Below are 20,006 nucleotides of genomic sequence, written 5' to 3' on the forward strand. Positions count from 1 at the left end.
ATCATTTAGGGGCGTCCCTGTTGTGCGGCGGTGGCTGGCGCCTCTGGTTGTTTGGGCGGCACCGGAATCAACGTGCCGACGGTTCGATTATCTTCCGTCAGGTATTGGCGGGCGACACGTTGGATGTCTTTCGCCGTCACGGCCCGGATCCGTTCCACAAATTGGTCGATCTTTCGCCAGCCGGCGCCGACGGACTCCGCTTGCCCCAGTAGCATGGCATGCCGGAAGTTAGAGTCCTGCTCGAAGACATGGGTGGCTTCAACCTGGTTCTTAGCCCGTTGAAGCTCCAGCTCTGTCGGGGGATCGGTCTGGAGGCGTTTGATCTCTCGGTGAAGGGCTTCTTCGACGATCTCAGGCTTCTGTCCGGGGCTCACGAGTGCATAAAAATAGAAAAGACCTGGATCAGCCTGGAGCAGGCTGTATTCCGCCCCGACGGCCAACGACGTTTTTTGTTCGTACACGAGGCTCTGGTAGAGGCGTGAGCTTTTTCCATGCGAGAGAATCGAATCGAGAATGTCCAGGGCATAGGAGTCTTCGCTCGTAAAATTCGGTACGCGATAGCCCATCATGACGAAGGGGACTTGGGCCTCTCGTTTGAGCAGAAAACGGCGTTCACCTTTTTGCTCCGATTCCATCGTGGCGATGGGCTTGGGTTCCGGTCCTCGTGGAATCGGCTCGAACAGCTGTTTGATAATGGGGAGGAGGCTGTCGGCCTTGATGTCGCCGACTACGACGAGGGTCGCATTGTTGGGTGAGTAGTAGGTGTCGTAATGTCGCTGCAGGTCGTCCAGCGTCATCGCGTCCAGATCGCCGAACCAGCCGATCACCGGCCAATGGTAGGGATGGCTGAGATAGGCCTGGGCAAAGAGCGCTTCGACGAGTGCACCTTGGGGATCGTCCTCCGAGCGAAGACGCCGTTCTTCCTTCACCACCTCCCGTTCCGTTTTCAACTCGCTCATCTCGAGCACGAGCCCTTGCATGCGATCAGCCTCAAGCTCCAGGGCCAGTTCGACGCGGTCGGCTGCGAGATTTTCGAAGTAGGCGGTGAAGTCCTGGCTTGTGAAGGCGTTATCCATGCCGCCGTTCTTGCGAATGAGCCGGGAGAAGGTGCCTTTCGGGTATTTGACGGTACCCTTGAACATCATATGCTCCAGCATGTGAGAGAGGCCTGCACGGCCCATGACTTCGTTGCGTGAGCCGACTTTGTACCAGACTTGGACGGTCGCAACCGGAGCTTTGGGCACTTCGACTAGGAGGACTTTCATCCCATTGGAGAGAATGAACTCACGGGGTTCTGCGGCGAAAGCGGGTGCTGTGAGGGCGAAGAGGAGACTGCTCGCGGCGATCATCCAGGATAGTTGCATCATGTGTCGGGAATAGGGCCAGGTCATAGTTGGATGGAATGCACAGTGCATGCTAGCAACGGGGTTCAATTTGTGTCAAGGCGCGTCCTGCATACTCGGGTGAAAGATTGCCCAATTGTCCGCAGGCGCCCAACACATCACGGCCGCGGCTCTTGCGGATGAAGGCGTCGAGGCCGCCATGTGTGAGTATGGCCTGAAATGCGAACACGTCCCGGTCGGCTGGTCGACGGAAGGGATTGCCAGGAAACTCATTAAAGGGAATCAGATTCACCTTGCAGCGGAGCCCCTTGAGCAGTTTCACCAGGCGACGGGCGTCCTCGTCACGGTCGTTCACGCCGGCGAGCAACACATATTCAAACGTCAGTCGCCTGGTTGGGGCGAGCGGATAGCGCCGGCAGGCGGCCATGAGGGTCTTGAGCGAGGCGATTTGGCTGGCCGCCGGCATCAATTGCTGGCGTTGCTCTTCCGTCGTGCCGTTCAATGAGATGGCGAGATTCACCCCGAGCGCGGCCACATCCTTCAACCGTGCGGCGAGTCCTGCAGTCGACACGGTAATGCGGCGTGGCGACCAGCCTAGTCCCCATGACTTGTTCGTGAGGCAATGGATGGCGGCTGAGAGCGCGTCGATATTGGCAAGGGGTTCCCCCATGCCCATGAAGACGAGATTGGTCAGGCGTTCGGCGCCGGTCAAATGGTCCTGAGACGTCAGCACCTGATCGACGATCTCATGTGCCTTGAGGTTTCGTTTCAGTCCCATGGTGCCGGTTAGGCAGAAACCACAATCCAGCATGCAGCCTACTTGGGTCGAGACGCAGAGGGTGAGTCGATCCTCGTCAGGAATGAGCACCGTTTCGATGCGGAGGGCATCGTCCAATGTGAGTAGAAGCTTGCGCGTATGGTCGGTCGATTTAAGCACCGTGCAGTCTTGTGTGCGTGAAACCGTGGCGACCTCGGCCAGTTGTTCTCGATCGTTCTGGGAGAGATCGGTCATCTGGGCGATGCTTCGGGCACGCCGCTGATAGAGCCAGCGGAGAATTTGACCGGTTCGGTAGCGGGGCCATCCGAATGGCTGCAGGAGCCGACTGAGACCTTCTTCTGTCAGGGACAAGAGATTGATCGAAGCGGGGCTCGATAGGAGGGCCTGTTTCTCATGCTGCATAGTGGCACCCTACCATAGCCTTAAAAAGTGGAACAAGGTAGAGGGTTCAGATGGCTCTGTTGGCAACGGGGAAAGGACGCTGTTATATATGATAGGAGTCGAGAGGGAGACCACGCGTGCGCACCGGTACATATCAATTGACCATACGACGTCTATTCCTTGCCACGAGCATTGGCCTCTGTGGGGTTGCTCTGCCCTCGGGCCAGGTGTTGGCCGGCTCTGTCCCTCCGCCGGCATTGAGTGACGGTGCAGTCTGTGAGGGTGCAGACGAATGCTTTCACGCAGCCGCACTGCCGAAGGAACGGCTCGGTAAGGTCCTGAACAAAGAGCAAGTGGTGTTGCTGAAGCTTGAGCGGCTTCAACGGCTGATGGAGCGATTTCCTGCCACGGTCTGGGCGAAGCGCGCAGGATTGTTGTCCGGGGTGCTGCTTCTTGAGCGAAATCCTGCCGTAGCCATGCAGTTTCTCCGCGCGGCACAGCGAGACATCCCGCTGTTAGACGACTATATCCGGCTATGGATTGGAGAGGCGCTGCTGAATCTTGGAGACGATAAACCCGCAGCAGCGATGTTCGAAACCATTTTCCTGACGGCACCGGATTCGCCGTTGTTGGTGAAGGCCGCCTATCGGGCCGGAGAAGCGTGGTATCAGGCTTCGAGTTGTCACGAAGCGACGGCCTGGATTGCCAAAGCGGTGGCGATGAGCGTGAAGGAATTGGAGACTCCCCAGGCATTGCTTCGGCAAGGCGCATGTCAGCTGCGAGAGAATAATATCGCCGAGGGTCGTGAAACCCTTACGCAGTTGTGGACCAAGTTTGCGGCCAGTGGAGAAGCGAAAGAAGCGGAGGCGCTGCTGGCATCGAATCTTGGTGGCGAGCCTTGGGTCGTCCAGCCGAACGAGCGGCTCGCTCGGGCGCAGGTGTATCTTGGGCAAGCGTTCCATGCCGAGGCGGTCGAGGAACTTCGAAAGTTTCTTGCGGCTGATCCACAGTCGCCGCGGCGCACCGAAGCCAAGCTGAAGCTTGGGATTGCACAGGTTCGGCTGAAGCAGTACGACCAAGCCCGAGAGACGTTTCGCGCCTTGGTGAAAGATGGCGCGGCTGAATCATCCGATGCCTCCGTGTGGCTCGCACGCGTCTATCTTCGGCAAGGTCAGGGCGACAAATTGCTCGATCTTGCGCGAACCATGCCCGCGTCGTTGTCCGCAGAGCAGAAAGGCCAGATCACGCTCTTCGCCGGTATTTGGCTGGAAGATCAGGGCCGCTTCGACGACGCGATCGCGAGATATCGGCAGGTGGCAAAGGCTGGCGAGCCGGCGTCTCAGCGGGCCGAGGGGCAGTGGCGTGTGGGCTGGGGGTATTACCGGATGGCGCGCTATCGTGAGGCGTCCGACCAGTTGCGTGTGCTCGTGGACCAGCACGACGGCGATTTCGAGCCGCAGGCGCTCTATTGGATGGGGCGGGCGGCTGAACTGAGCCAACAGCCTCAAGCGCGCGAGGTCTACGTGAGGCTCTGCCAACAATACGTCTATACCTATTATTGCCAACTGGCTCGCGAGCGGATCGATATGCCGTCGCCGGATTCTCCTACCGCAGAATCAGTCGTGACCACCGTTCCGGTAGACGGCGGCATAGCTGGAGGTGGTGAGGCCGCACGTTCGGTGTCTGCCAGGGCAGAAATCGAGCAGCAGCCTGCCTATCGACGCGCCATCGAGCTGAAGACGTTGGGGCTGGACTCGGATGCCGCGCGAGAATTGGTGAGATTGACGGAGCGGTATAGTCGAGAGCCTGATATTCTCATGGTGCTTTCGACATTGTTGAACGAGGCGGGTGCCTATCATCATGCCCTCAGGCTCGCGCGGGCCCGGTTCCGGGATAAGTTGGAGCGGACCGGAGGTGCTGTCGATCCATCGCTGTGGCAGGTGGCCTATCCGACAGGCCTTCTGCCTACGATCAAGGGGCAGGGGGCCAAAGGCGTCGATCCCTATCTGGTAGCGGCGATCATACGCGAGGAGAGTCAGTACGATTGGCGAGCGGTATCGCGGGTTGGCGCGATCGGCTTGATGCAGGTGATGCCGGGCACGGCAAATACTGTTGCCCAGCGACTGGGGCTTCCCGCAGTCGGACGGGATGACCTCTTTGATCAAGAGACGAATATTCGCCTTGGAGTTCGCTACGTCGAACAATTACTCGAACAGTTTTCCGGGAATATTGCCTATACGATTGCCTCATACAATGCCGGGCCGATTGCGGTTGGAAACTGGATTGCGCTGCACCGTGGGCGAAGTCAGGATGAATTCGTTGAATTGATCCCCTATCAGGAGACGCGGCAGTATGTGAAGCGTGTTCTGCGTAGTTATCGAGAATATGCCAGGCTGGGCAGGGCTTCCTAGGGGCCGTTTCTTGACAAGATTTAGACAAGTTTCTATAGTGCGCCACAACCTATAGTGGCTACTTTTAAGGAGGGGACTGAGGGAATGGCACTCGATCGATTGGACGCGCTTGAAGACCGTATTAAAGACCTGGTGAAGCTGATTCAAGAATTGAAGAAAAAGAATGCGGCTGCTGAAGAAGAGTTGAAGGTTGTTCGGCAGCGACTTGCGGAGAAGGATGATTCGAATCGGCGCTGGGAGCAAGAGCGTATCGATATCAAGTCCCGTATCGAAAAAGTCCTCGGCGATGTTGAGTTGTTGGAGTGTTTTGAAGAACGCAAGGAGGTGGCCCTTGACGAAGACCATTGACGTGGAAATCTATGGCCAACGGTTTGCGATCCGCGGGGAGGCGGACGAGGGATATGTTCGGCGGCTTGCGAGTTTTGTCGATAGCCAGATGCGTAGTCTCGCGGAGGGAATGAATACGACGACTCCGTCAAAGCTCGCCGTGTTGACGGCGATCAACCTGGCCCATCAGTTGTTCGAAGTTGAACGGAAGCGTGCACAGGGTGATGCGGATGTCGAGCGGCGGATGACGTCGCTCATGGAATCGATCGAGGAGCAGGTGCCGACCTCGCTCTTTCGCTAGATTCATCTTGCAAAGGGTAATCCCCTTTGATATCGTGAACTGTGCTGTTGGGATGTAGTGGAGTTGACGGTCGGGATACAATCAGGTCACGCTCAAACCGGTTTAGTGATCCGGGAAGATGATGCAGTCGCCACGGAATAGATGTGGGTTCTTGATGCTGGTGAAATTGAGACAAGTAGAATCTGTGCAAGGGTTCGTCCTCCTCATGTATAACCTTCTCGAGATGTTGGGCAAATTCATGGAGTTCCTGCTGCCATCTGGCAATGCGGTGCATGGAGGCAGTCTTCGGCTGCTTCCCGTTCGCGCACTCGATCCTCTCAATCAGATGAGGGGGTGGCAACGTAGCGGAACCTCGTGGAATCTGTCCGGCACGGGACGTACTCGTTCGCTCAAACCATCAAGATCTTCATCCCCGTGGAGTCCGTTCTCGGAGTGAGTCTGTAGACCGCGTGTTGGGCTATCCTCTTCCGCTCAGCTAATCTTCCACTGCGCTCCCACATCAGGATAGAACCGTCGACCAACCTTGTATCAAGACGAGGCTGAGAAGCCGGGTGTTTCTCGTCTCGGGACTGTAGGGGGGTGAGTCAAATTACTACTTCAATTTTTGCCTATTTGTTGACAGGACTCGTTGGTGGATTGCTCGGAATCGGGCTGTTCGAACTGATTCGTCGTTCTTCTGGCGCTACGAAGAAGGCGCAAGAAGAGGAGCAGGCCCGCCAGTCTGTGCAGAATGCCCAGCGGGAAGCGGACAATATTGTCAAAGAAGCCAAGCTGGAAGCAAAAGATCTTCTGCTGCAGTCGAAATCGGAACTCGAGAAAGAGCAGAAGGCCAAGATGGGCGAGCTCGCCGTTGTCGAAAAACGTTTGATTCAGCGCGATGAAACCATCGAGAAGCGAGTCAGTGTGATCGACAAGCGAGAAGTCGATACGCAGAAACGAGATCTAGAGCTGGTGAAGCGGGAAGAAAAACTGACGGTAAAAGAATCGGCTTGCGCTCGAGCGGAGAAGGAGCATTGTGAGGCACTGGAACGTGTCGCGGGAATGACGTCCGACGAAGCGAAGAAGCAGCTCATTCATGAAATGGAAAGTCAGGCTCGGCTGGAAGCTGTCGGGCTTGCGAAGCGGATCTTAGAAGAGGCCCGGGAGAATGCGGAACGGGAAGCACGCGAGATCATTACCTGCTCAATTCAACGGGTGGTGCGTGATTACGTGTCCGAGTCCACGATTTCCGTGGTCCAGATTCCGAACGACGCGATGAAGGGGCGGATCATTGGACGGGAAGGGCGTAATATCCGCGCGATCGAAGCTGCGACGGGAATCGACTTAATCATCGATGAGACCCCTGAAGCGGTGATTATCTCCGGCTTCGATCCGTTGCGCCGGGAGATCGCCAAGGTGTCGCTCGAACGGCTCATGCATGACGGGCGCATCCATCCGACGCGGATCGAGGAGATCGTTGAGAAGGTCAAAGTCGATATCGATAAGCTCATGTATGAAGAGGCAGAGAAAATCATTTTTGAGTTAGGCCTCTCTGATTTTCATCCTGAGTTGATCAAAGTGCTTGGTCGGCTCAAGTACCGGACGAGTTATGGACAGAATAATCTCTATCATGCGCGTGAAGCGGCCTATATCTGCGGCATCATGGCGTCGGAGCTTGGCCTTGATGTGAAGCTGGCGAGACGAGGGGCGCTGCTCCACGATATCGGGAAAGCCGTCAGTCACGAAGAAGAGGGCCCCCATGCCATGTTGGGCGCCGAGATCGCCAAGAAGTATGGTGAGAGTGAGAAAATTATCAATGCGATCGCAGGGCACCACGAGCAAGTGGAGCCGATCTGTCCCGAGTCCGTCTTGGTGGCTGCAGCCGAAGCGTTGTCTGCTGCCAGGCCAGGGGCGAGACGTGAGGCTTTGGAGACCTACGTAAAGCGCTTGGAGAAGTTGGAGTCGCTTGCCACGACGATCAAAGGGGTGCAGAAAGCCTATGCCATCCAGGCTGGCCGAGAGATTCGGGTCATCGTTCGACAGGAAGATATTACGGATGCCGAGTCGTTCCAGCTGTCGCGGGACCTGGCGAAGAAGATCGAGCAGGAGTTGACCTATCCAGGCACGATTCGGGTGACCGTCATTCGAGAGAGCCGGTATGTGGAGTATGCGAAGTGAAGGTTCTCTTCATCGGCGATATTTTCGGAGAGCCCGGGCGTCGTGCGGTGGCCCGGGCTGTTCCCAGACTGGTCGCTCAGCGGCAGATTGATATTGTTATTGGGAATGGCGAAAACGCGGCCGCTGGGTTTGGCATCACGCCTGATTTGGCTGAAGAATTATTCGATCTCGGGCTTGCAGTGATTACGACCGGGAATCATGCCTGGGATAAGAAGGAAATTCTCGACTATTTCCCCCGTGAGCCGCGCCTACTTCGGCCCGCCAATTACCCGATCGGTGTGCCGGGGTATGGCAGTGTGGTGGTCGAGTCGGCCGGTGGGGAGCAGCTAGGCGTCATGCAGCTGATGGGTCGGGCCTATATGCCGACGTTGGATTGCCCGTTTCAGGTCGCCAAAAAAGAACTGGCCGGGTTGAAGAAACGAGTGGCAGCTGTGATTGTGGATATGCATGCAGAGGCCACATCTGAAAAAATGGCGATGGGGCATTATCTGGACGGCGAGGTCGTGGCCGTGGTCGGGACCCATACGCATGTACAAACGGCTGACGATCAGATTTTCCCGAAGGGGACGGCCTACATGACGGACATCGGCATGACCGGCCCTCTCCATTCCGTGATCGGGGTAAAGAAAGAACTAGCGATCGAAAAGTTTCTGACTGGGATGCCGCGGCGCTTCGAAGTGGCCTCCGGACCCTCCGTTTTTTGTGCGGTTCTGATCGAGCTTGATGCGCGTCTCGGGAAGGCCCTCTCGATCGAACGCATTCGCATCATCGATTAAAGGAGTCTCACCACGAGCTCTCCAGGTTTTCCTGATCTCTTCTCTCAGTCCACTCCTCCGAAACAGATCTTTACGGTTTCGGAGTTGACAGGACTACTCCGTACCTCCATTGAAGAACAGTTCTCTGACATCTGGCTGGAAGGGGAACTCTCCAACCTTCGTGCTCCCGGATCGGGACATGTCTATTGCACCCTCAAGGACAAGACGAGCCAAATTCGCGCGGTGATGTTTCGGTCCAGCGTGGTGCGACTACGTTTCGCCTTGCAAGAGGGGATGCAGGTGATCGTGCGGGGGCGGCTTACGGTGTATGAGCCGCGTGGCGAATACCAGATTGTCCTCGATACGGTAGAGCCGAAGGGAGTCGGCGCGTTACAGCTGGGCTTTAAACAGTTGAAAGAACGACTGGCTGAAGAGGGGTTGTTCGACCAGGACAGAAAGAAGCCGCTTCCGGCGTTTCCCCGGACAGTGGGTGTCGTCACCTCGCTGACTGGCGCAGCCATACGGGATATTCTAGCCGTGCTTCGGCGCCGCTGGCCGACGATCCATATTCTGATCGCGCCAGTTCAAGTTCAGGGAGAGAATGCCGGACGTCAAATCACCGAGGCGCTTGCTGCGTTGAATGAATGGGGTTCCGTGGACGTCATCATTGTTGGGCGTGGCGGAGGATCGATGGAGGATCTCTGGAGCTTCAACGAGGAGATCGTTGTGCGTGCCATTGCGGCCTCCCATGTGCCAGTGGTGTCGGCGGTCGGGCATGAAATTGATGTGACGTTGTCTGATTTCGTGGCCGACTTTCGTGCGCCGACGCCGTCGGCGGCAGCCGAGGCGGTGGTTCCGGTCTTGGCGGAGATCGTGGAACGAGTACGGGAGCTGACCATCCGCGTGGAACAGATGATGCTCCGGCATTGCATGTTTGAGCGGCAGCGGCTGGATGCCGGTATTCGAGGGGTAACGGATGTCCGTTTTCGTCTCCAGGCAGCGGCGCAACGGACAGACGATATGGTGGATCGGCTACGCGAGATGCTCCAGCGCCTGCTCACGGCAGGGCGGGAACGGGTGCATGAAGCACAGAGGGATCTCTCCGGTCTCAATCCTATTCTCGCGATCAAGCAAGGGTTGGCAACCGTCCCGCAGTTTTCACAGCGCCTGGAGGGACAGATGAGAGCGGTCTTGACGCATCATCGTCATCGTGTCCATGCGTTGCTGGCGCAGCTTCATACACTCAGTCCATTGGCCGTGCTTGGACGCGGGTACAGCATCCTTCAGACTGTTCCGGCTGGGAAGATTCTCCATCGAGCGAACGATGTGGAGGCTGGCCAGGAGTTGGAGGCTCAATTGGCAAGTGGGCGACTGAGTTGCAAGGTCACGCGGGTGTTCGACGATTCCGCAGTTTGAAATTGCAAGGTGGTCGAGTATAATGGCGCTCTACATCGGTGAATGAATAGCGAGGCGTACTGTGGCAGCGGTAAAGTTTGAACAGGCAATGGCGCGGTTGGAAGCCATTGTCGGCGAGTTGGAGAAAAGCGATCTTCCCTTGGACGAATCGCTCAGGATCTTCGAAGAAGGCATTCGCCTCTCCAAGAATTGCCTCAAGGTTCTGGAAGAAGCCGAACATAAAGTAGAAGTGCTCGTGCAGGATAAGAACGGCAGGAAACGAATCCACGCCTTCTCCCCAGACGACGAAACCGATGAGCCGTCCTCCTAAGTTCCCTGGTTGGGCTCCTCTATCCGCCTCCATTCTGTCGTAATACTTCCCTAAGTGACTATGGCGACCACTCCTCGTGTTCACAAAGAACGGTTGGACCGCGTGTTGCTGGTGCAGGGCTTGGTGCCGAGCCGGGAGGCCGCGGCTCGAGCGGTTTTGGCGGGCGGAGTGTCTGTAGATGGGATTATGGTGGATAAGCCTGCGAAGCTGGTGCCGCTGGATGCGCGGATTGAGGTCGTGCAGCCTGCGTTATTCGTCAGTCGATCAGGCGATAAATTAGCCGCGGCTCTTGACGCATTTCACATAGATCCACTCGGAGTAATTGGTCTGGATGTCGGCTGTTCGACTGGCGGGTTCACCGACTGTTTATTGCAGCGCGGCGCGACCCGTATTTATGCCATCGATGTGGGGTATGGGCAGTTCGAGTGGAAGCTTCGTCAAGATTCTCGTGTTGTCTTGCTCGAACGGACTAATATTCGGTATGTTGACCGTGCCACGGTTCCTGAGCCGATCGATCTGGCGGTCATCGATGTATCCTTTATCTCGCTGACTTTAGTCTTGCCCGCCGTTGTGCGCCTCCTCAATAGATCCGCGGCGGTTGTCGCGTTAGTCAAGCCACAGTTTGAAGTTGGCAAGGGGCAGGTGGGACGAGGAGGAATCGTGCGGGATGATGCGCAACGTGAGGCCGTGACTGAAAAAGTCATTGCTTGCGCGACGCAGTTGGGGCTTCACTTGAAGGGTGTGCTCGATTCTCCTGTGATAGGGCGAAAAGGGAATCGGGAGATTCTTGTCGGGTTTAGCATGGGCGATCACAGCATGACTGGGACTGCAGGGTGAAGAGGATGACGACGATTCATTGGCGATGGGGGCATGCATGAAGGTACTCGTGACGGGAGGTGCCGGCTTTATTGGTTCCCATGTGGTCGATCGCCTTGTCCAGGAAGGACATGAAGTGGTGGTGGTGGACAATCTATCCACAGGAAAGCGGAAAAACCTTAATCGTGCCGCTCGTTTCTGCAAGATGGATATTCAGAGCTGGCGACTTGAGCGAGTGTTTCGCAATGAGCGGCCCCATATCGTCATGCACCTTGCGGCACAGATGGACGTCAGGAAATCTGTGGAAGATCCGGTCTTCGATGCCGAGGTAAACATTCTTGGAATGCTGAACGTGTTGCAGCAAGCAGTCAGGCACGGTGTGCGGAAGGTGGTGTTCTCTTCTTCGGGTGGAGCGATCTACGGCGAACAGGAGATCTATCCTGCTTCTGAGTCCCATGTCACGCGTCCGCTATCGCCCTACGGCATCAGCAAGTTGTGCGGGGAGCAGTACCTCTCCTACTACCAGCGGGTGAGCGGGCTTCAAGTAGTGAACTTGCGATACGCGAATGTCTATGGCCCTCGTCAGGATCCTGATGGAGAGGCTGGGGTGGTCGCGATTTTTATTCAGAAGTTGCTGAACAACGAGCAAGCGATTATTTGTGGAAATGGACGGCAAACGAGAGACTTCGTTTATGTTGAAGATGTGATTGAGGCAAATCTTGCGGTGATGAGTCAGGAAATACAAGGAACGTATAATGTTGGTACAGGGCAAGAAACGTCAATCAACGATTTATTGAGGCTTCTCATCACCCACACGAATTCAACCTGCAAGGAAGTCCATGGGCCTGCCAGAAAGGGCGAGCAGGCACGGAGCGTCATTGATTCCACGAAGCTCCGACAGGAATTGTCTTGGGAGCCGAGAACCGATCTCAGCGAAGGGCTCAAGCGTACCGTCGAGTATTTTCGTGAGCGTATGGGCTAGCACCAGCTGGGCCGTTCAGGAGTAACGGGTGCCATGCGCATCATCCACAGAGCTAGTATCGAGGAACGGTTCCGTCTACCTGGGTCGACCAGGCGTCTATTCCACCCACTAGATTCTTTACAGTACTGAACCCTTGTTGGAGTAGAAAGTTCGTTGCATCGGCGCTTCTCATCCCATGGTGGCAGATGGCAATGATCTCCGAGTCACGGGTTAACTGAGCCAGCGATTGAGGAAGTGTTCCAAGAGGAATGAGGGTTGAGCCCTCAATCTTTGCGAGAGAATATTCCCAGTCCTCCCGCACATCGACCAGTACTAACTTGTCGCCCTTATCAAGTCTTGCTTTTAGTTCTTTTGGGGAAATGGCATAGCCCATTGAGTGGCCTCCTTAATTGAGTGCATCATATGTGAGGGGCGAAAAGGCTGTCAATGATCAAGGTATTCGGTTTTCTGGGTACCGCTGGGTCGTTATTGTGGTGGTAATCCGATGATCTTTGACCAAGGATGATCAACAACTGTACATTTTTGTCATTTTATTGTCTTTATATAGTCTATGCGACACATTTTGAGGGGAATGGACATTTGAATTTGTACGATTGATTAACGCAACATGTTGATAAAACTATAAAAGTAAGTATTTGCCTATGTGTCAGGTCCGGAAATTGCGTTATCAGGCCATCAGCAGTGAATGAGATGTATTTGGAGAGATTAGATAACGGCATCACGAGAGGGTCGCTTCCTCTATGAAAAAAGCTCCAACAAAGGTCCTCATTGTTTTGGTGACAACGGTAAGTCAGAAAGAGGCGGTAAGAATCGGGGCGAAAATGGTTAGTGCTAGACTGGCTGCCTGTGCGAATGTCATCCCCGGTATCAAGTCGATCTATCGGTGGAACGGGAAAATTATCAAGTCAGGAGAAACGCTCCTGATGCTGAAGTCTACAAAACTTCAGTACCAGGCACTCGAGAAGGCGGTTAAGGCGATGCATAGTTACGAAACTCCTGAGATCGTGGCATTGGAGATCAAGGCTGGCCTCGATCAATATATGAGGTGGGTGCGGGTTGAGACTCATATATGATTGTTTACATTGAGTATTTACTTATAGTCAATGTGAGGGGTTGACCGAGGCCACCTGGATAGGTACACTCGCCGAGGACTATCTTGGACAGCTGGGGGAGCCCATTCAGCAGGGGGTGAAGGTTATGGGACAAGTAAGCGGTGCGGAAAATAGTGATGCCTATACCGTTGTAATTTTTCGCGGCTCAACGGCCAAGCCTCTTCGGTTTAGTTTTCCACGCAAATTTGTCAGTAAGTTATTGATTGTCGGAGCAATTCTCATATTAGCCGATATCCTGATCATTTCACATTATGTGATCAGAACGGGTGAGGTCTGGGAGCTCTCAGCGTTCCGCGCAGAAGCGATGAGCGCACGAGAGCAGACTGCCGCCTTCTCCGGAGCCGTCGATGATCTGAAGAAGCGCATAACAGGCATGAAAGAGGTCAATCAGCGACTTCGTGTCATGTTGGGAATTGAGGCACCGAAGACAGGGGATGTCGCGAATGGCCGAGGTGGTGAGGATGGCCCTCTTCCAGATGGCAATGCTCTATCCTCTGCTGAGAAGACTCTCAAGAGGGATGAGGGGGCTCAGCGCCCAAGTTTGGTAGAACCGGACCAAAATACTTCAGTCGGACAAACGAGCCACTCTGTCGATCCAAGTGGTCTCACCGAACAGGAGATCATTGCCTCAATCAAGGGTGGCATTGATTGGTTATCGAAAGAAGCGACGACTCAGGAGCAATTCCTTCAAGAGTTATCTTTGGCTGCCGAGCAGAAGTCTTCTCGTTGGGCAGCGACTCCGTCCATTTGGCCGGTGAAGGGCTGGGTGACGTCTGGGTTTGGACCGAGGGTTTCCCCATTCACTGAAAAGCCTGCTTGGCATGATGGCTTGGATATTGGCGCTGCTGCGAATGCTCCAGTTCAGGCTCCGGCTCAAGGCCGCATCACAACAGTCGGATTCGACCCGAAGCTTGGAAACCTCGTAAAGATTGATCATGGGTTCGGCATTGAAACCCTCTACGGACACCTGGCTAAATCTTTAGTCAAAGAGGGGCAGCGCGTGAAACGTGGGGAAGTCGTTGGATTAGTTGGCAGCACCGGACTAGCCACGGGGCCCCACTTGCACTATATGGTTAAAGTATATGGCCAGACGCTTGACCCTGTTCGGTATATCCTCGAATAACTAGCTGGTTTTTCCGTTTCGATCAGGGGCCTCGTTATGATCCACTCGGCTCATGACGGGGCCAGACGAAACACAGCCCTCCTCAAGATCCCCCACCGAGTTGACCGAACTCCTATGTTATACTGCCGCGCTATTGCGGCGGTAGTCGTCAGGGTACCCCTCCAGCTATGACAGATATCGAGATCAATAGATCGGTGAAGGCGCGCCCCATTCAGGATATTGCCGATCAGCTTGGCATCCAGGCCGACGAGCTATTCCCTTATGGAAAACTAAAGGCGAAAGTCTCGCTCGATGTGCTTACTCGCCTCAAATCAGCTCGACTAGGTAAATATGTACTCGTGACCGCCATCAACCCGACCCCGCTCGGTGAAGGCAAAACGACCACATCTATTGGGCTTGCCATGGGCCTGTCGCGCCTCGGTCATCGAACTGCCGTCACGCTTCGGCAGCCGTCCTTGGGGCCGGTGTTCGGGATCAAAGGGGGCGGAACAGGGGGAGGCCGCGCTCAAGTCCTTCCGATGGAAGAGATCAACCTCCATTTGACCGGCGATGCCCACGCGGTTTCTGCTAGCCACAATCTTTTGTCGGCATTTGTTGATAATCATCTGTTTCATGGGAATGCGCTTCATGTGGACCAGAATAGGATCACTTGGCCTCGGACGTTAGGCGTGAGTGATCGTGCGCTCAGGCAGGTTTCACTTGGGGAGGGGGCGGCAGGTCATATCGGTCAGTTTGTGATCACAGAAGCCTCTGAAGTCATGGCGATGCTCGCGTTAGCATCGAGCCAAGCGGACTTACGACAGAGGCTCGGGCAGATCATCGTGGGATTTACGACGGATGGAAAGCCAGTACGGGCAGAAGAGTTCGGCTGCGCCGGGTCTATGGCCGTTTTGCTGAGAGAAGCATTGCTGCCGAATTTGGTACAAACGCTGGAGGGAACGCCTGCGTTTGTGCATACGGGTCCCTTCGGCAATATCGCCCATGGAAACTGTTCGATTATTTCCGATGCCATCGCGCTACGCTGTGCGGATTATGTCGTCACAGAGGCTGGATTCGGTAGCGATCTTGGTGCGGAGAAGTTTTTCAACATCAAGTGCCGTCTCTCAGGATTCAAGCCTGCAGCAGCTGTGATCGTGGCGACGCTTCGTGCGCTCAAGCTCCACGGAGGCGGCGAATCGGTTAAGGTTGGTTCACCGCTTCCGGTCGGGCTGACTGGACCTAATCAAGAGGCTTTGGTCAAAGGCTTTGTTAATTTGGAACAGCACATTGCGAACATAAAAGCTCACGGAGTCCCTGTGGTGGTGGCGGTCAATGCCTTCAGCGACGATCCGGCGGCGGAGCTGGAGTGGGTTCGAGCGCGATCCCGAGAGGTTGGTGCGCTGGATGCAGCTGTTTCAACCCATTGGGCCGATGGCGGGAAAGGGGCTGAGGCATTAGCGCATGTGGTGGTTAGGGCCACGGAGGAAGACTCTACATTCAGGCATCTTTATGAGGTTGCGTGGCCGATCAAAAAGAAAATTCAGGCCATTGCTACGCAGATGTATGGAGCCTCCGACGTATCGTTTGAGACCACAGCCGAACGAGACATTGAGATGGCTGAGCGGATTGGATTGGATCAGTTGCCGATCTGTATGGCAAAGACGCCGTTATCGCTGTCGCACGATCCGGCGTTGAAGGGGCGCCCGTCTGGGTTTACGCTGCCGGTCAAGGAGGTGAGACTGCTTGCAGGGGCTGGGTTTCTTACGGCGGTCTGTTCGGGTATTCAGCTTATGCCGGGGTTGCCGAAAAAGCCGGCAGGGGAACGTATTGGGTTCGATCCCGCCACGGGAGAAATTGTGGGGCTGTCCTGAAGGCTAGCGATGCTTCAGGTATTGAAAGAATTCTGAATCAGGACTGACGACCATTGTGGACTTGTCTTTGAACGTCTTCTTGTAGGCTTCCATCGACCTGGTAAATTCAAAGAATTTTGGATCTTGCCGATAGGCATCCGCGTAAACCTTGAAAGCCTTGGCATCGCCTGCGCCGCGTAGTTCCTCAGATTCTTTGTACGCCTGCGCGAGAATGATCTCGCGGTCTTTTTCCGCTTCGGACCGAATCTTTTGCGCTTCCTCAGCGCCTTCTGCGCGGTATTGCTTCGCCTGACGTTCACGTTCAGCCTGCATTCTGGCGAACACGGCTTTCTCGTTTTGCTCGGGGAGGTCTGCGCGCTTGATTCTCACATCTTGAATCTCGATCCCATAGGCGGAGGCTTTCTCATGTGATCGCTGGGTCACGATTTTCATGAGATCGGCTCGGTGATCCGCGACGATTTCCAGAAGGTCGTGGCGCCCAAGTTCGACCCGGAGTTCAGAATAGATAATGTCGTTGAGTCGCTGCAACGCGCCCCGTTGAGTTTGAAAGCTCTGGTAGACCTTGAGGGGGTCGACAATCCGCCATTTGGCGTAGTTATCAAGAAGAAGGGTCTTCTTATCCTGCGTGATCACATCTTGCGCCTCTGAGTCATAGTCCAGCAGGCGTTTATCGAAGTAGGTGACTTCTTGAATGAATGGCACTTTCACATAGAGGCCTGGATCGGTAATGTTGCGAACAGGCTTACCGAGTTGAACCACGATCGCATTCTGGGTGATATCCACGACGAAGAGCGGTGAGGCGCCTAGGATAAACAGTCCGATGACCACCACTAGCAGCGCAATAATGAATCCTTGCTTGGTCATGGTCTCTGCTCCTCAACGGCGGTGCCGGTTTTGGACTTGAGTCGCTCTAGCGGGAGGTATGGAAGCACGCGATCTCCGGCCTTGCCATCGATGATGATTTTCTCGATATTCGGCAGGATCTCTTCCATGGTTTCGATATAAATCCGCTTACTGATGATGTCTTTGGCTTGATTGTATTCTTTCAGGGTCGCTACAAAACGGTTGGCTTCACCCTGAGCACGATTGAGTCGGGCCTGAGCGTTGCCTTTGGCCTGGTTGACGACCTGAGCCGCTTCGCCTTTGGCTTTGGGGAGAATGTCGTTGCGATAGCTCTGCGACTGGTTGATCAGTTTCTCGCGATCTTCCTTCGCATTTGTTACATCCTTGAACGCAGCCGCCACGGCTTCGGGAGGACTGACGTCCTGGAGTTGGATGGCTGCGACCTGAACGCCGCATTGATACTGGTCGAGAAGGGACTGGAGAAGGACCATGGTATCTTGTTGGATTTGGGCTTTCCCGGTCGTCAAGGCCTCGTCGATCTTGCCCTTGCCGACCACTTCTCGCATAGCCGCCTCAGCAGCTTTGCCGATCGTCTCATGAATTTCTGCGACGTTAAAGAGATAGTTCGCCGATTCTTTGATCTTGTATTGGACGATGAATTCGATGGCCAGGATGTTCATGTCGCCGGTGAGCATCAGGGCTTCCTGCGCCAGCATCTGCTGACGGCCTTGCCGATCCGTACGGAAGCCAACCTCTATGCGGTGGAGTTTTTCGACTTTTGGTTGCAGGACGGTTTCGATCAGAGGGATTTTCCCATGGGGGCCTGGTCCTACGGTTCTGACAGGGACGCCGAATCGCTTGACGACGCCCTCCTCATCCGGGGCGACGATAAACGCGCTTTGCCAGGCCAGGAAGACGACCAATCCGGCGAGGGCGACGTTTCTGAAGCCGCTCGAGGGCATCAGATTCTTGAATTGCGATTGGGCCTGCTTGAGGGCATCCTCAAGCGGGTCACTCTTCTTACTCCAAGGATCTTTGGGGTCCCAAACCATGTGAGGTATGTGTCCGGTGGTGGCAGCGAAGGAACTCTATCCTCGTTACCTTAGCAGACTGCCAGAAGTTTACGCAATCGGGATCGTCCCCGCTTGACCCATCATGAATTCTTGATGTATAAGAATGGATGCCGATCTTATCTGGAAAGAATCGAACCAAAACCGCCGAGCTGTGCCATGCGCTGGCAGATGAGACCAGGCTGGATATTCTCGATCAGCTCAAGGAGGGCGAACGGTGCGTCTGCGAGCTGACTGATGCCCTTCAGACCGGGCAGTCGCGTCTATCTTTTCATTTAAAGGTCTTGAAGGACGCAGGCTTGATTCTCGATCGACCGGAAGGCCGCTGGATTTATTACGCCATCAATTTCGAAGCGGTTGAGGAACTTGAAGAGCTTGTCGGCTCGCTCAAATTAACGAGAAGAACTATTCGCCCGAACTCACATTGTTGACATTTTTGGGGCCATTCAATCAAGAACTCTTGATGGATTGCTTGTGAGACCCACGGAGATCATGCAGATGGAAGCGCCACTCGTCCTTGAGAAGCAGCTGAATCCTTTTGAGCGGTATCTGACCGTCTGGGTCACCCTCTGTATGATCGCGGGTATCGTGATCGGCCAGGCGGCTCCCGGTTTTGTCCAGACCTTGCGGGCGATGGAGTTCGGTCAAGGTAGCCATATCAACTTGCCGATTGCCATCCTCATCTGGCTGATGATCGTGCCGATGATGATGAAGGTCGATTTCGCCTCCATTCGCCACGTCGGGACTCGCCCGACCGGATTGGTCATCACCCTGTTCGTCAATTGGGTGGTTAAACCTTTTTCGATGGCCCTCTTGGCCTGGTTCTTCTTCCGCGTCGTCTTTGCCGCCTGGATCACACCGACCGAAGCCGATCAATACATCGCGGGGACGATTATTCTGGCCGCGGCGCCCTGTACCGCGATGGTATTTGTTTGGAGCTATCTCACGGATGGGGACCCCGCCTATACGTTAGTCCAGGTGTCCGTGAACGATCTCATCATGCTCCTGCTCTTTGCGCCGATTGTCGGGCTCCTGGTAAGCGGCGCGTCATCGCTCGCTGTTCCGTTCGATGTCTTGCTCTATTCAGTCCTGGCGTTCATCGTGATTCCGCTGGCGATTGGGTGGGGGCTTCGTATGTGGCTCGTGCAGCAACAGGGCCAGCGATGGCTTGAAGACGTGCTCTTACCGAAATTTTCCCCGGTCACCATTATGGCCTTGCTCCTCACCTTGGTCTTCATCTTCGCCTTCCAATCCCAGAACATCATGGGCAAGACCGTTCATGTGGCGTTGATTGCCGTGCCGATCCTCTTGCAAGTGTATCTGAATGCCTCATTGGCCTATGGGCTCATGTATCGGTTTCATGTGCCCTATGCGATCGCCGCGCCGGGTGCGTTGATCGGGGCCAGCAACTTTTTCGAATTGGCGGTGGCGACGGCCATTGCGCTGTTCGGTCCCGAGTCCGGCGCTGCTTTGGCAACGGTGGTGGGTGTGTTGGTGGAGGTGCCGGTCATGTTATCGGTCTGTGGGGTCTGTAATCGGACCAGGCATTGGTTCAGGCCTGAGGTGGCAGCATGAAGGAGCGAGTCTTATTCCTCTGTACCGGTAATTCGGCTCGAAGCCAAATGGCGGAGGGTTGGTTGCGGCATCTGGCGGGCGACCGATTTGAGGTCTTCAGCGCGGGGACCCATCCGGTCGGCCTGAATCCCGGGTCGGTCGAATCCATGGCCGAGGTCGGAATCGATATCTCAGGGCACCGGTCCAAATCGGCGGTAGAATTCTCGTCTATGCCCATCGACTATGTGATCACAGTGTGCGATCGCGCCAACGAGACCTGTCCTCGTTGGCCAGGAGCGGTTCGACTCATCCATTGGAGTTTCGACGATCCTGCAGCCCTGTCCGATGCGGCTGAACGGCGACAAGTATTCCGGCGAGTCCGGGACGAGATCGCCATGGCTATTCGGACGTTTCTCGCCTCAGTGGCTGGATGATCCTCTTGCGAGAGTAATACCTACGGCGTGGTTGCCTTCGTTC

Annotated in this window: 20 protein-coding genes; 15 read left to right on the forward strand and 5 right to left on the reverse strand. The window is 55.3% G+C overall.

Features of this window, described 5'->3' with window-relative positions; genetic code table 11:
* Window positions 1-5: 5 nt before the first annotated feature.
* Together Q8N00_05010 and rlmN are read right to left on the reverse strand one after the other, a co-directional pair.
* Window positions 6-1,367 (reverse strand): pitrilysin family protein, encoded by a 1,362-nt coding sequence (locus Q8N00_05010; protein MDP2382143.1) that lies wholly within the window; start codon window positions 1,365-1,367, stop codon window positions 6-8.
* 49 nt (window positions 1,368-1,416) lie between these two features.
* Window positions 1,417-2,523 carry a 23S rRNA (adenine(2503)-C(2))-methyltransferase RlmN gene (gene rlmN / locus Q8N00_05015; protein MDP2382144.1) on the reverse strand — a complete coding sequence of 369 codons (1,107 nt, stop codon included), beginning with the start codon at window positions 2,521-2,523 and terminating at the stop codon, window positions 1,417-1,419.
* Between the two features lie 116 nt (window positions 2,524-2,639).
* On the opposite strand from rlmN, the gene Q8N00_05020 reads away from it, so the two are divergent.
* The 9 genes from Q8N00_05020 (at window position 2,640) to Q8N00_05060 (ending at window position 11,977) form a co-directional block, all read left to right on the forward strand.
* Window positions 2,640-4,913, forward strand: coding sequence for a transglycosylase SLT domain-containing protein (locus tag Q8N00_05020; protein MDP2382145.1), 2,274 nt, complete (start codon window positions 2,640-2,642; stop codon window positions 4,911-4,913).
* 84 nt (window positions 4,914-4,997) lie between these two features.
* Window positions 4,998-5,261, forward strand: a complete 264-nt coding sequence (gene zapB, locus Q8N00_05025) for a cell division protein ZapB (protein ID MDP2382146.1) — start codon at window positions 4,998-5,000, stop codon at window positions 5,259-5,261.
* A complete protein-coding gene (locus Q8N00_05030; GenBank protein MDP2382147.1) occupies window positions 5,245-5,541 on the forward strand; it encodes a cell division protein ZapA in 297 nt (98 codons plus the stop codon). The genes zapB and Q8N00_05030 overlap by 17 nt, the downstream gene beginning before the upstream one ends.
* Window positions 5,542-6,120: 579 nt before the next feature.
* Window positions 6,121-7,698: a ribonuclease Y gene (gene rny / locus Q8N00_05035; GenBank protein MDP2382148.1), complete on the forward strand. Its 1,578-nt coding sequence runs from the start codon at window positions 6,121-6,123 to the stop codon at window positions 7,696-7,698.
* A complete protein-coding gene (locus Q8N00_05040) occupies window positions 7,695-8,474 on the forward strand; it encodes a TIGR00282 family metallophosphoesterase (GenBank protein ID MDP2382149.1) in 780 nt (259 codons plus the stop codon). The genes rny and Q8N00_05040 overlap by 4 nt, the downstream gene beginning before the upstream one ends.
* 66 nt (window positions 8,475-8,540) lie before the next feature.
* Window positions 8,541-9,869, forward strand: a complete 1,329-nt coding sequence (gene xseA / locus Q8N00_05045) for an exodeoxyribonuclease VII large subunit (GenBank protein ID MDP2382150.1) — start codon at window positions 8,541-8,543, stop codon at window positions 9,867-9,869.
* A 61-nt stretch (window positions 9,870-9,930) separates the two neighbouring features.
* On the forward strand, window positions 9,931-10,179 hold the full coding sequence (gene xseB, locus Q8N00_05050) for an exodeoxyribonuclease VII small subunit (GenBank protein MDP2382151.1): 249 nt from the start codon (window positions 9,931-9,933) through the stop codon (window positions 10,177-10,179).
* Window positions 10,180-10,239: 60 nt separating this feature from the next.
* Window positions 10,240-11,016: a TlyA family RNA methyltransferase gene (locus tag Q8N00_05055; GenBank protein MDP2382152.1), complete on the forward strand. Its 777-nt coding sequence runs from the start codon at window positions 10,240-10,242 to the stop codon at window positions 11,014-11,016.
* A 37-nt stretch (window positions 11,017-11,053) separates the two neighbouring features.
* A complete protein-coding gene (locus Q8N00_05060) occupies window positions 11,054-11,977 on the forward strand; it encodes an NAD-dependent epimerase/dehydratase family protein (protein ID MDP2382153.1) in 924 nt (307 codons plus the stop codon).
* Between the two features lie 52 nt (window positions 11,978-12,029).
* On the opposite strand, the gene Q8N00_05065 is transcribed toward Q8N00_05060, so the two are convergent.
* Window positions 12,030-12,350: a rhodanese-like domain-containing protein gene (locus Q8N00_05065; GenBank protein ID MDP2382154.1), complete on the reverse strand. Its 321-nt coding sequence runs from the start codon at window positions 12,348-12,350 to the stop codon at window positions 12,030-12,032.
* A 367-nt stretch (window positions 12,351-12,717) separates the two neighbouring features.
* On the opposite strand from Q8N00_05065, the gene cutA reads away from it, so the two are divergent.
* From cutA to Q8N00_05080, 3 genes are all read left to right on the forward strand, one after another.
* Entirely contained in the window at window positions 12,718-13,050 is a 333-nt protein-coding gene (gene cutA / locus Q8N00_05070; protein MDP2382155.1) for a divalent-cation tolerance protein CutA, read from the forward strand.
* A gap of 40 nt (window positions 13,051-13,090) precedes the next feature.
* The gene (locus Q8N00_05075; GenBank protein MDP2382156.1) at window positions 13,091-14,212 is read left to right on the forward strand and encodes a M23 family metallopeptidase; all 1,122 of its coding nucleotides are present in this window, start codon (window positions 13,091-13,093) and stop codon (window positions 14,210-14,212) included.
* A 167-nt stretch (window positions 14,213-14,379) separates the two neighbouring features.
* On the forward strand, window positions 14,380-16,062 hold the full coding sequence (locus Q8N00_05080) for a formate--tetrahydrofolate ligase (protein ID MDP2382157.1): 1,683 nt from the start codon (window positions 14,380-14,382) through the stop codon (window positions 16,060-16,062).
* Between the two features lie 3 nt (window positions 16,063-16,065).
* Here the strand turns inward: Q8N00_05080 and hflC are convergent, their stop codons facing one another.
* Both hflC and hflK read right to left on the reverse strand, forming a co-directional pair.
* The gene (hflC, locus tag Q8N00_05085) at window positions 16,066-16,926 is read right to left on the reverse strand and encodes a protease modulator HflC (GenBank protein MDP2382158.1); all 861 of its coding nucleotides are present in this window, start codon (window positions 16,924-16,926) and stop codon (window positions 16,066-16,068) included.
* The gene (gene hflK / locus Q8N00_05090) at window positions 16,923-17,957 is read right to left on the reverse strand and encodes an FtsH protease activity modulator HflK (protein MDP2382159.1); all 1,035 of its coding nucleotides are present in this window, start codon (window positions 17,955-17,957) and stop codon (window positions 16,923-16,925) included. Before hflK ends, hflC begins: the two co-directional genes overlap by 4 nt.
* Window positions 17,958-18,085: 128 nt before the next feature.
* Between hflK and Q8N00_05095 the strand changes: the two genes are divergently transcribed.
* From Q8N00_05095 to Q8N00_05105, 3 genes are all read left to right on the forward strand, one after another.
* Window positions 18,086-18,406 (forward strand): metalloregulator ArsR/SmtB family transcription factor, encoded by a 321-nt coding sequence (locus tag Q8N00_05095; GenBank protein ID MDP2382160.1) that lies wholly within the window; start codon window positions 18,086-18,088, stop codon window positions 18,404-18,406.
* A gap of 61 nt (window positions 18,407-18,467) precedes the next feature.
* Window positions 18,468-19,550 carry an ACR3 family arsenite efflux transporter gene (gene arsB, locus Q8N00_05100; protein MDP2382161.1) on the forward strand — a complete coding sequence of 361 codons (1,083 nt, stop codon included), beginning with the start codon at window positions 18,468-18,470 and terminating at the stop codon, window positions 19,548-19,550.
* Window positions 19,547-19,963, forward strand: a complete 417-nt coding sequence (locus Q8N00_05105; protein ID MDP2382162.1) for an arsenate reductase ArsC — start codon at window positions 19,547-19,549, stop codon at window positions 19,961-19,963. Before arsB ends, Q8N00_05105 begins: the two co-directional genes overlap by 4 nt.
* The last annotated feature ends 43 nt before the right edge of the window (window positions 19,964-20,006 follow it).

This window comes from Nitrospirota bacterium, from assembly GCA_030684575.1.
Lineage (GTDB): Bacteria > Nitrospirota > Nitrospiria > Nitrospirales > Nitrospiraceae > Palsa-1315.

What these genes read in the sequence shown, in the direction of transcription:
- hflK (MDP2382159.1), bottom strand. Translation starts at nt 17,957, where the DNA reads ATGGTTTGGGACCCCAAAGATCCTTGGAGTAAGAAGAGTGACCCGCTT.
- cutA (MDP2382155.1), top strand. Translation starts at nt 12,718, where the DNA reads ATGAAAAAAGCTCCAACAAAGGTCCTCATTGTTTTGGTGACAACGGTA.
- Q8N00_05065 (MDP2382154.1), bottom strand. Translation starts at nt 12,350, where the DNA reads ATGGGCTATGCCATTTCCCCAAAAGAACTAAAAGCAAGACTTGATAAG.
- Q8N00_05095 (MDP2382160.1), top strand. Translation starts at nt 18,086, where the DNA reads ATGCCGATCTTATCTGGAAAGAATCGAACCAAAACCGCCGAGCTGTGC.
- rlmN (MDP2382144.1), bottom strand. Translation starts at nt 2,523, where the DNA reads ATGCAGCATGAGAAACAGGCCCTCCTATCGAGCCCCGCTTCGATCAAT.
- Q8N00_05080 (MDP2382157.1), top strand. Translation starts at nt 14,380, where the DNA reads ATGACAGATATCGAGATCAATAGATCGGTGAAGGCGCGCCCCATTCAG.
- Q8N00_05055 (MDP2382152.1), top strand. Translation starts at nt 10,240, where the DNA reads ATGGCGACCACTCCTCGTGTTCACAAAGAACGGTTGGACCGCGTGTTG.
- hflC (MDP2382158.1), bottom strand. Translation starts at nt 16,926, where the DNA reads ATGACCAAGCAAGGATTCATTATTGCGCTGCTAGTGGTGGTCATCGGA.
- zapB (MDP2382146.1), top strand. Translation starts at nt 4,998, where the DNA reads ATGGCACTCGATCGATTGGACGCGCTTGAAGACCGTATTAAAGACCTG.
- Q8N00_05105 (MDP2382162.1), top strand. Translation starts at nt 19,547, where the DNA reads ATGAAGGAGCGAGTCTTATTCCTCTGTACCGGTAATTCGGCTCGAAGC.
- Q8N00_05010 (MDP2382143.1), bottom strand. Translation starts at nt 1,367, where the DNA reads ATGATGCAACTATCCTGGATGATCGCCGCGAGCAGTCTCCTCTTCGCC.
- arsB (MDP2382161.1), top strand. Translation starts at nt 18,468, where the DNA reads ATGCAGATGGAAGCGCCACTCGTCCTTGAGAAGCAGCTGAATCCTTTT.
- Q8N00_05060 (MDP2382153.1), top strand. Translation starts at nt 11,054, where the DNA reads ATGAAGGTACTCGTGACGGGAGGTGCCGGCTTTATTGGTTCCCATGTG.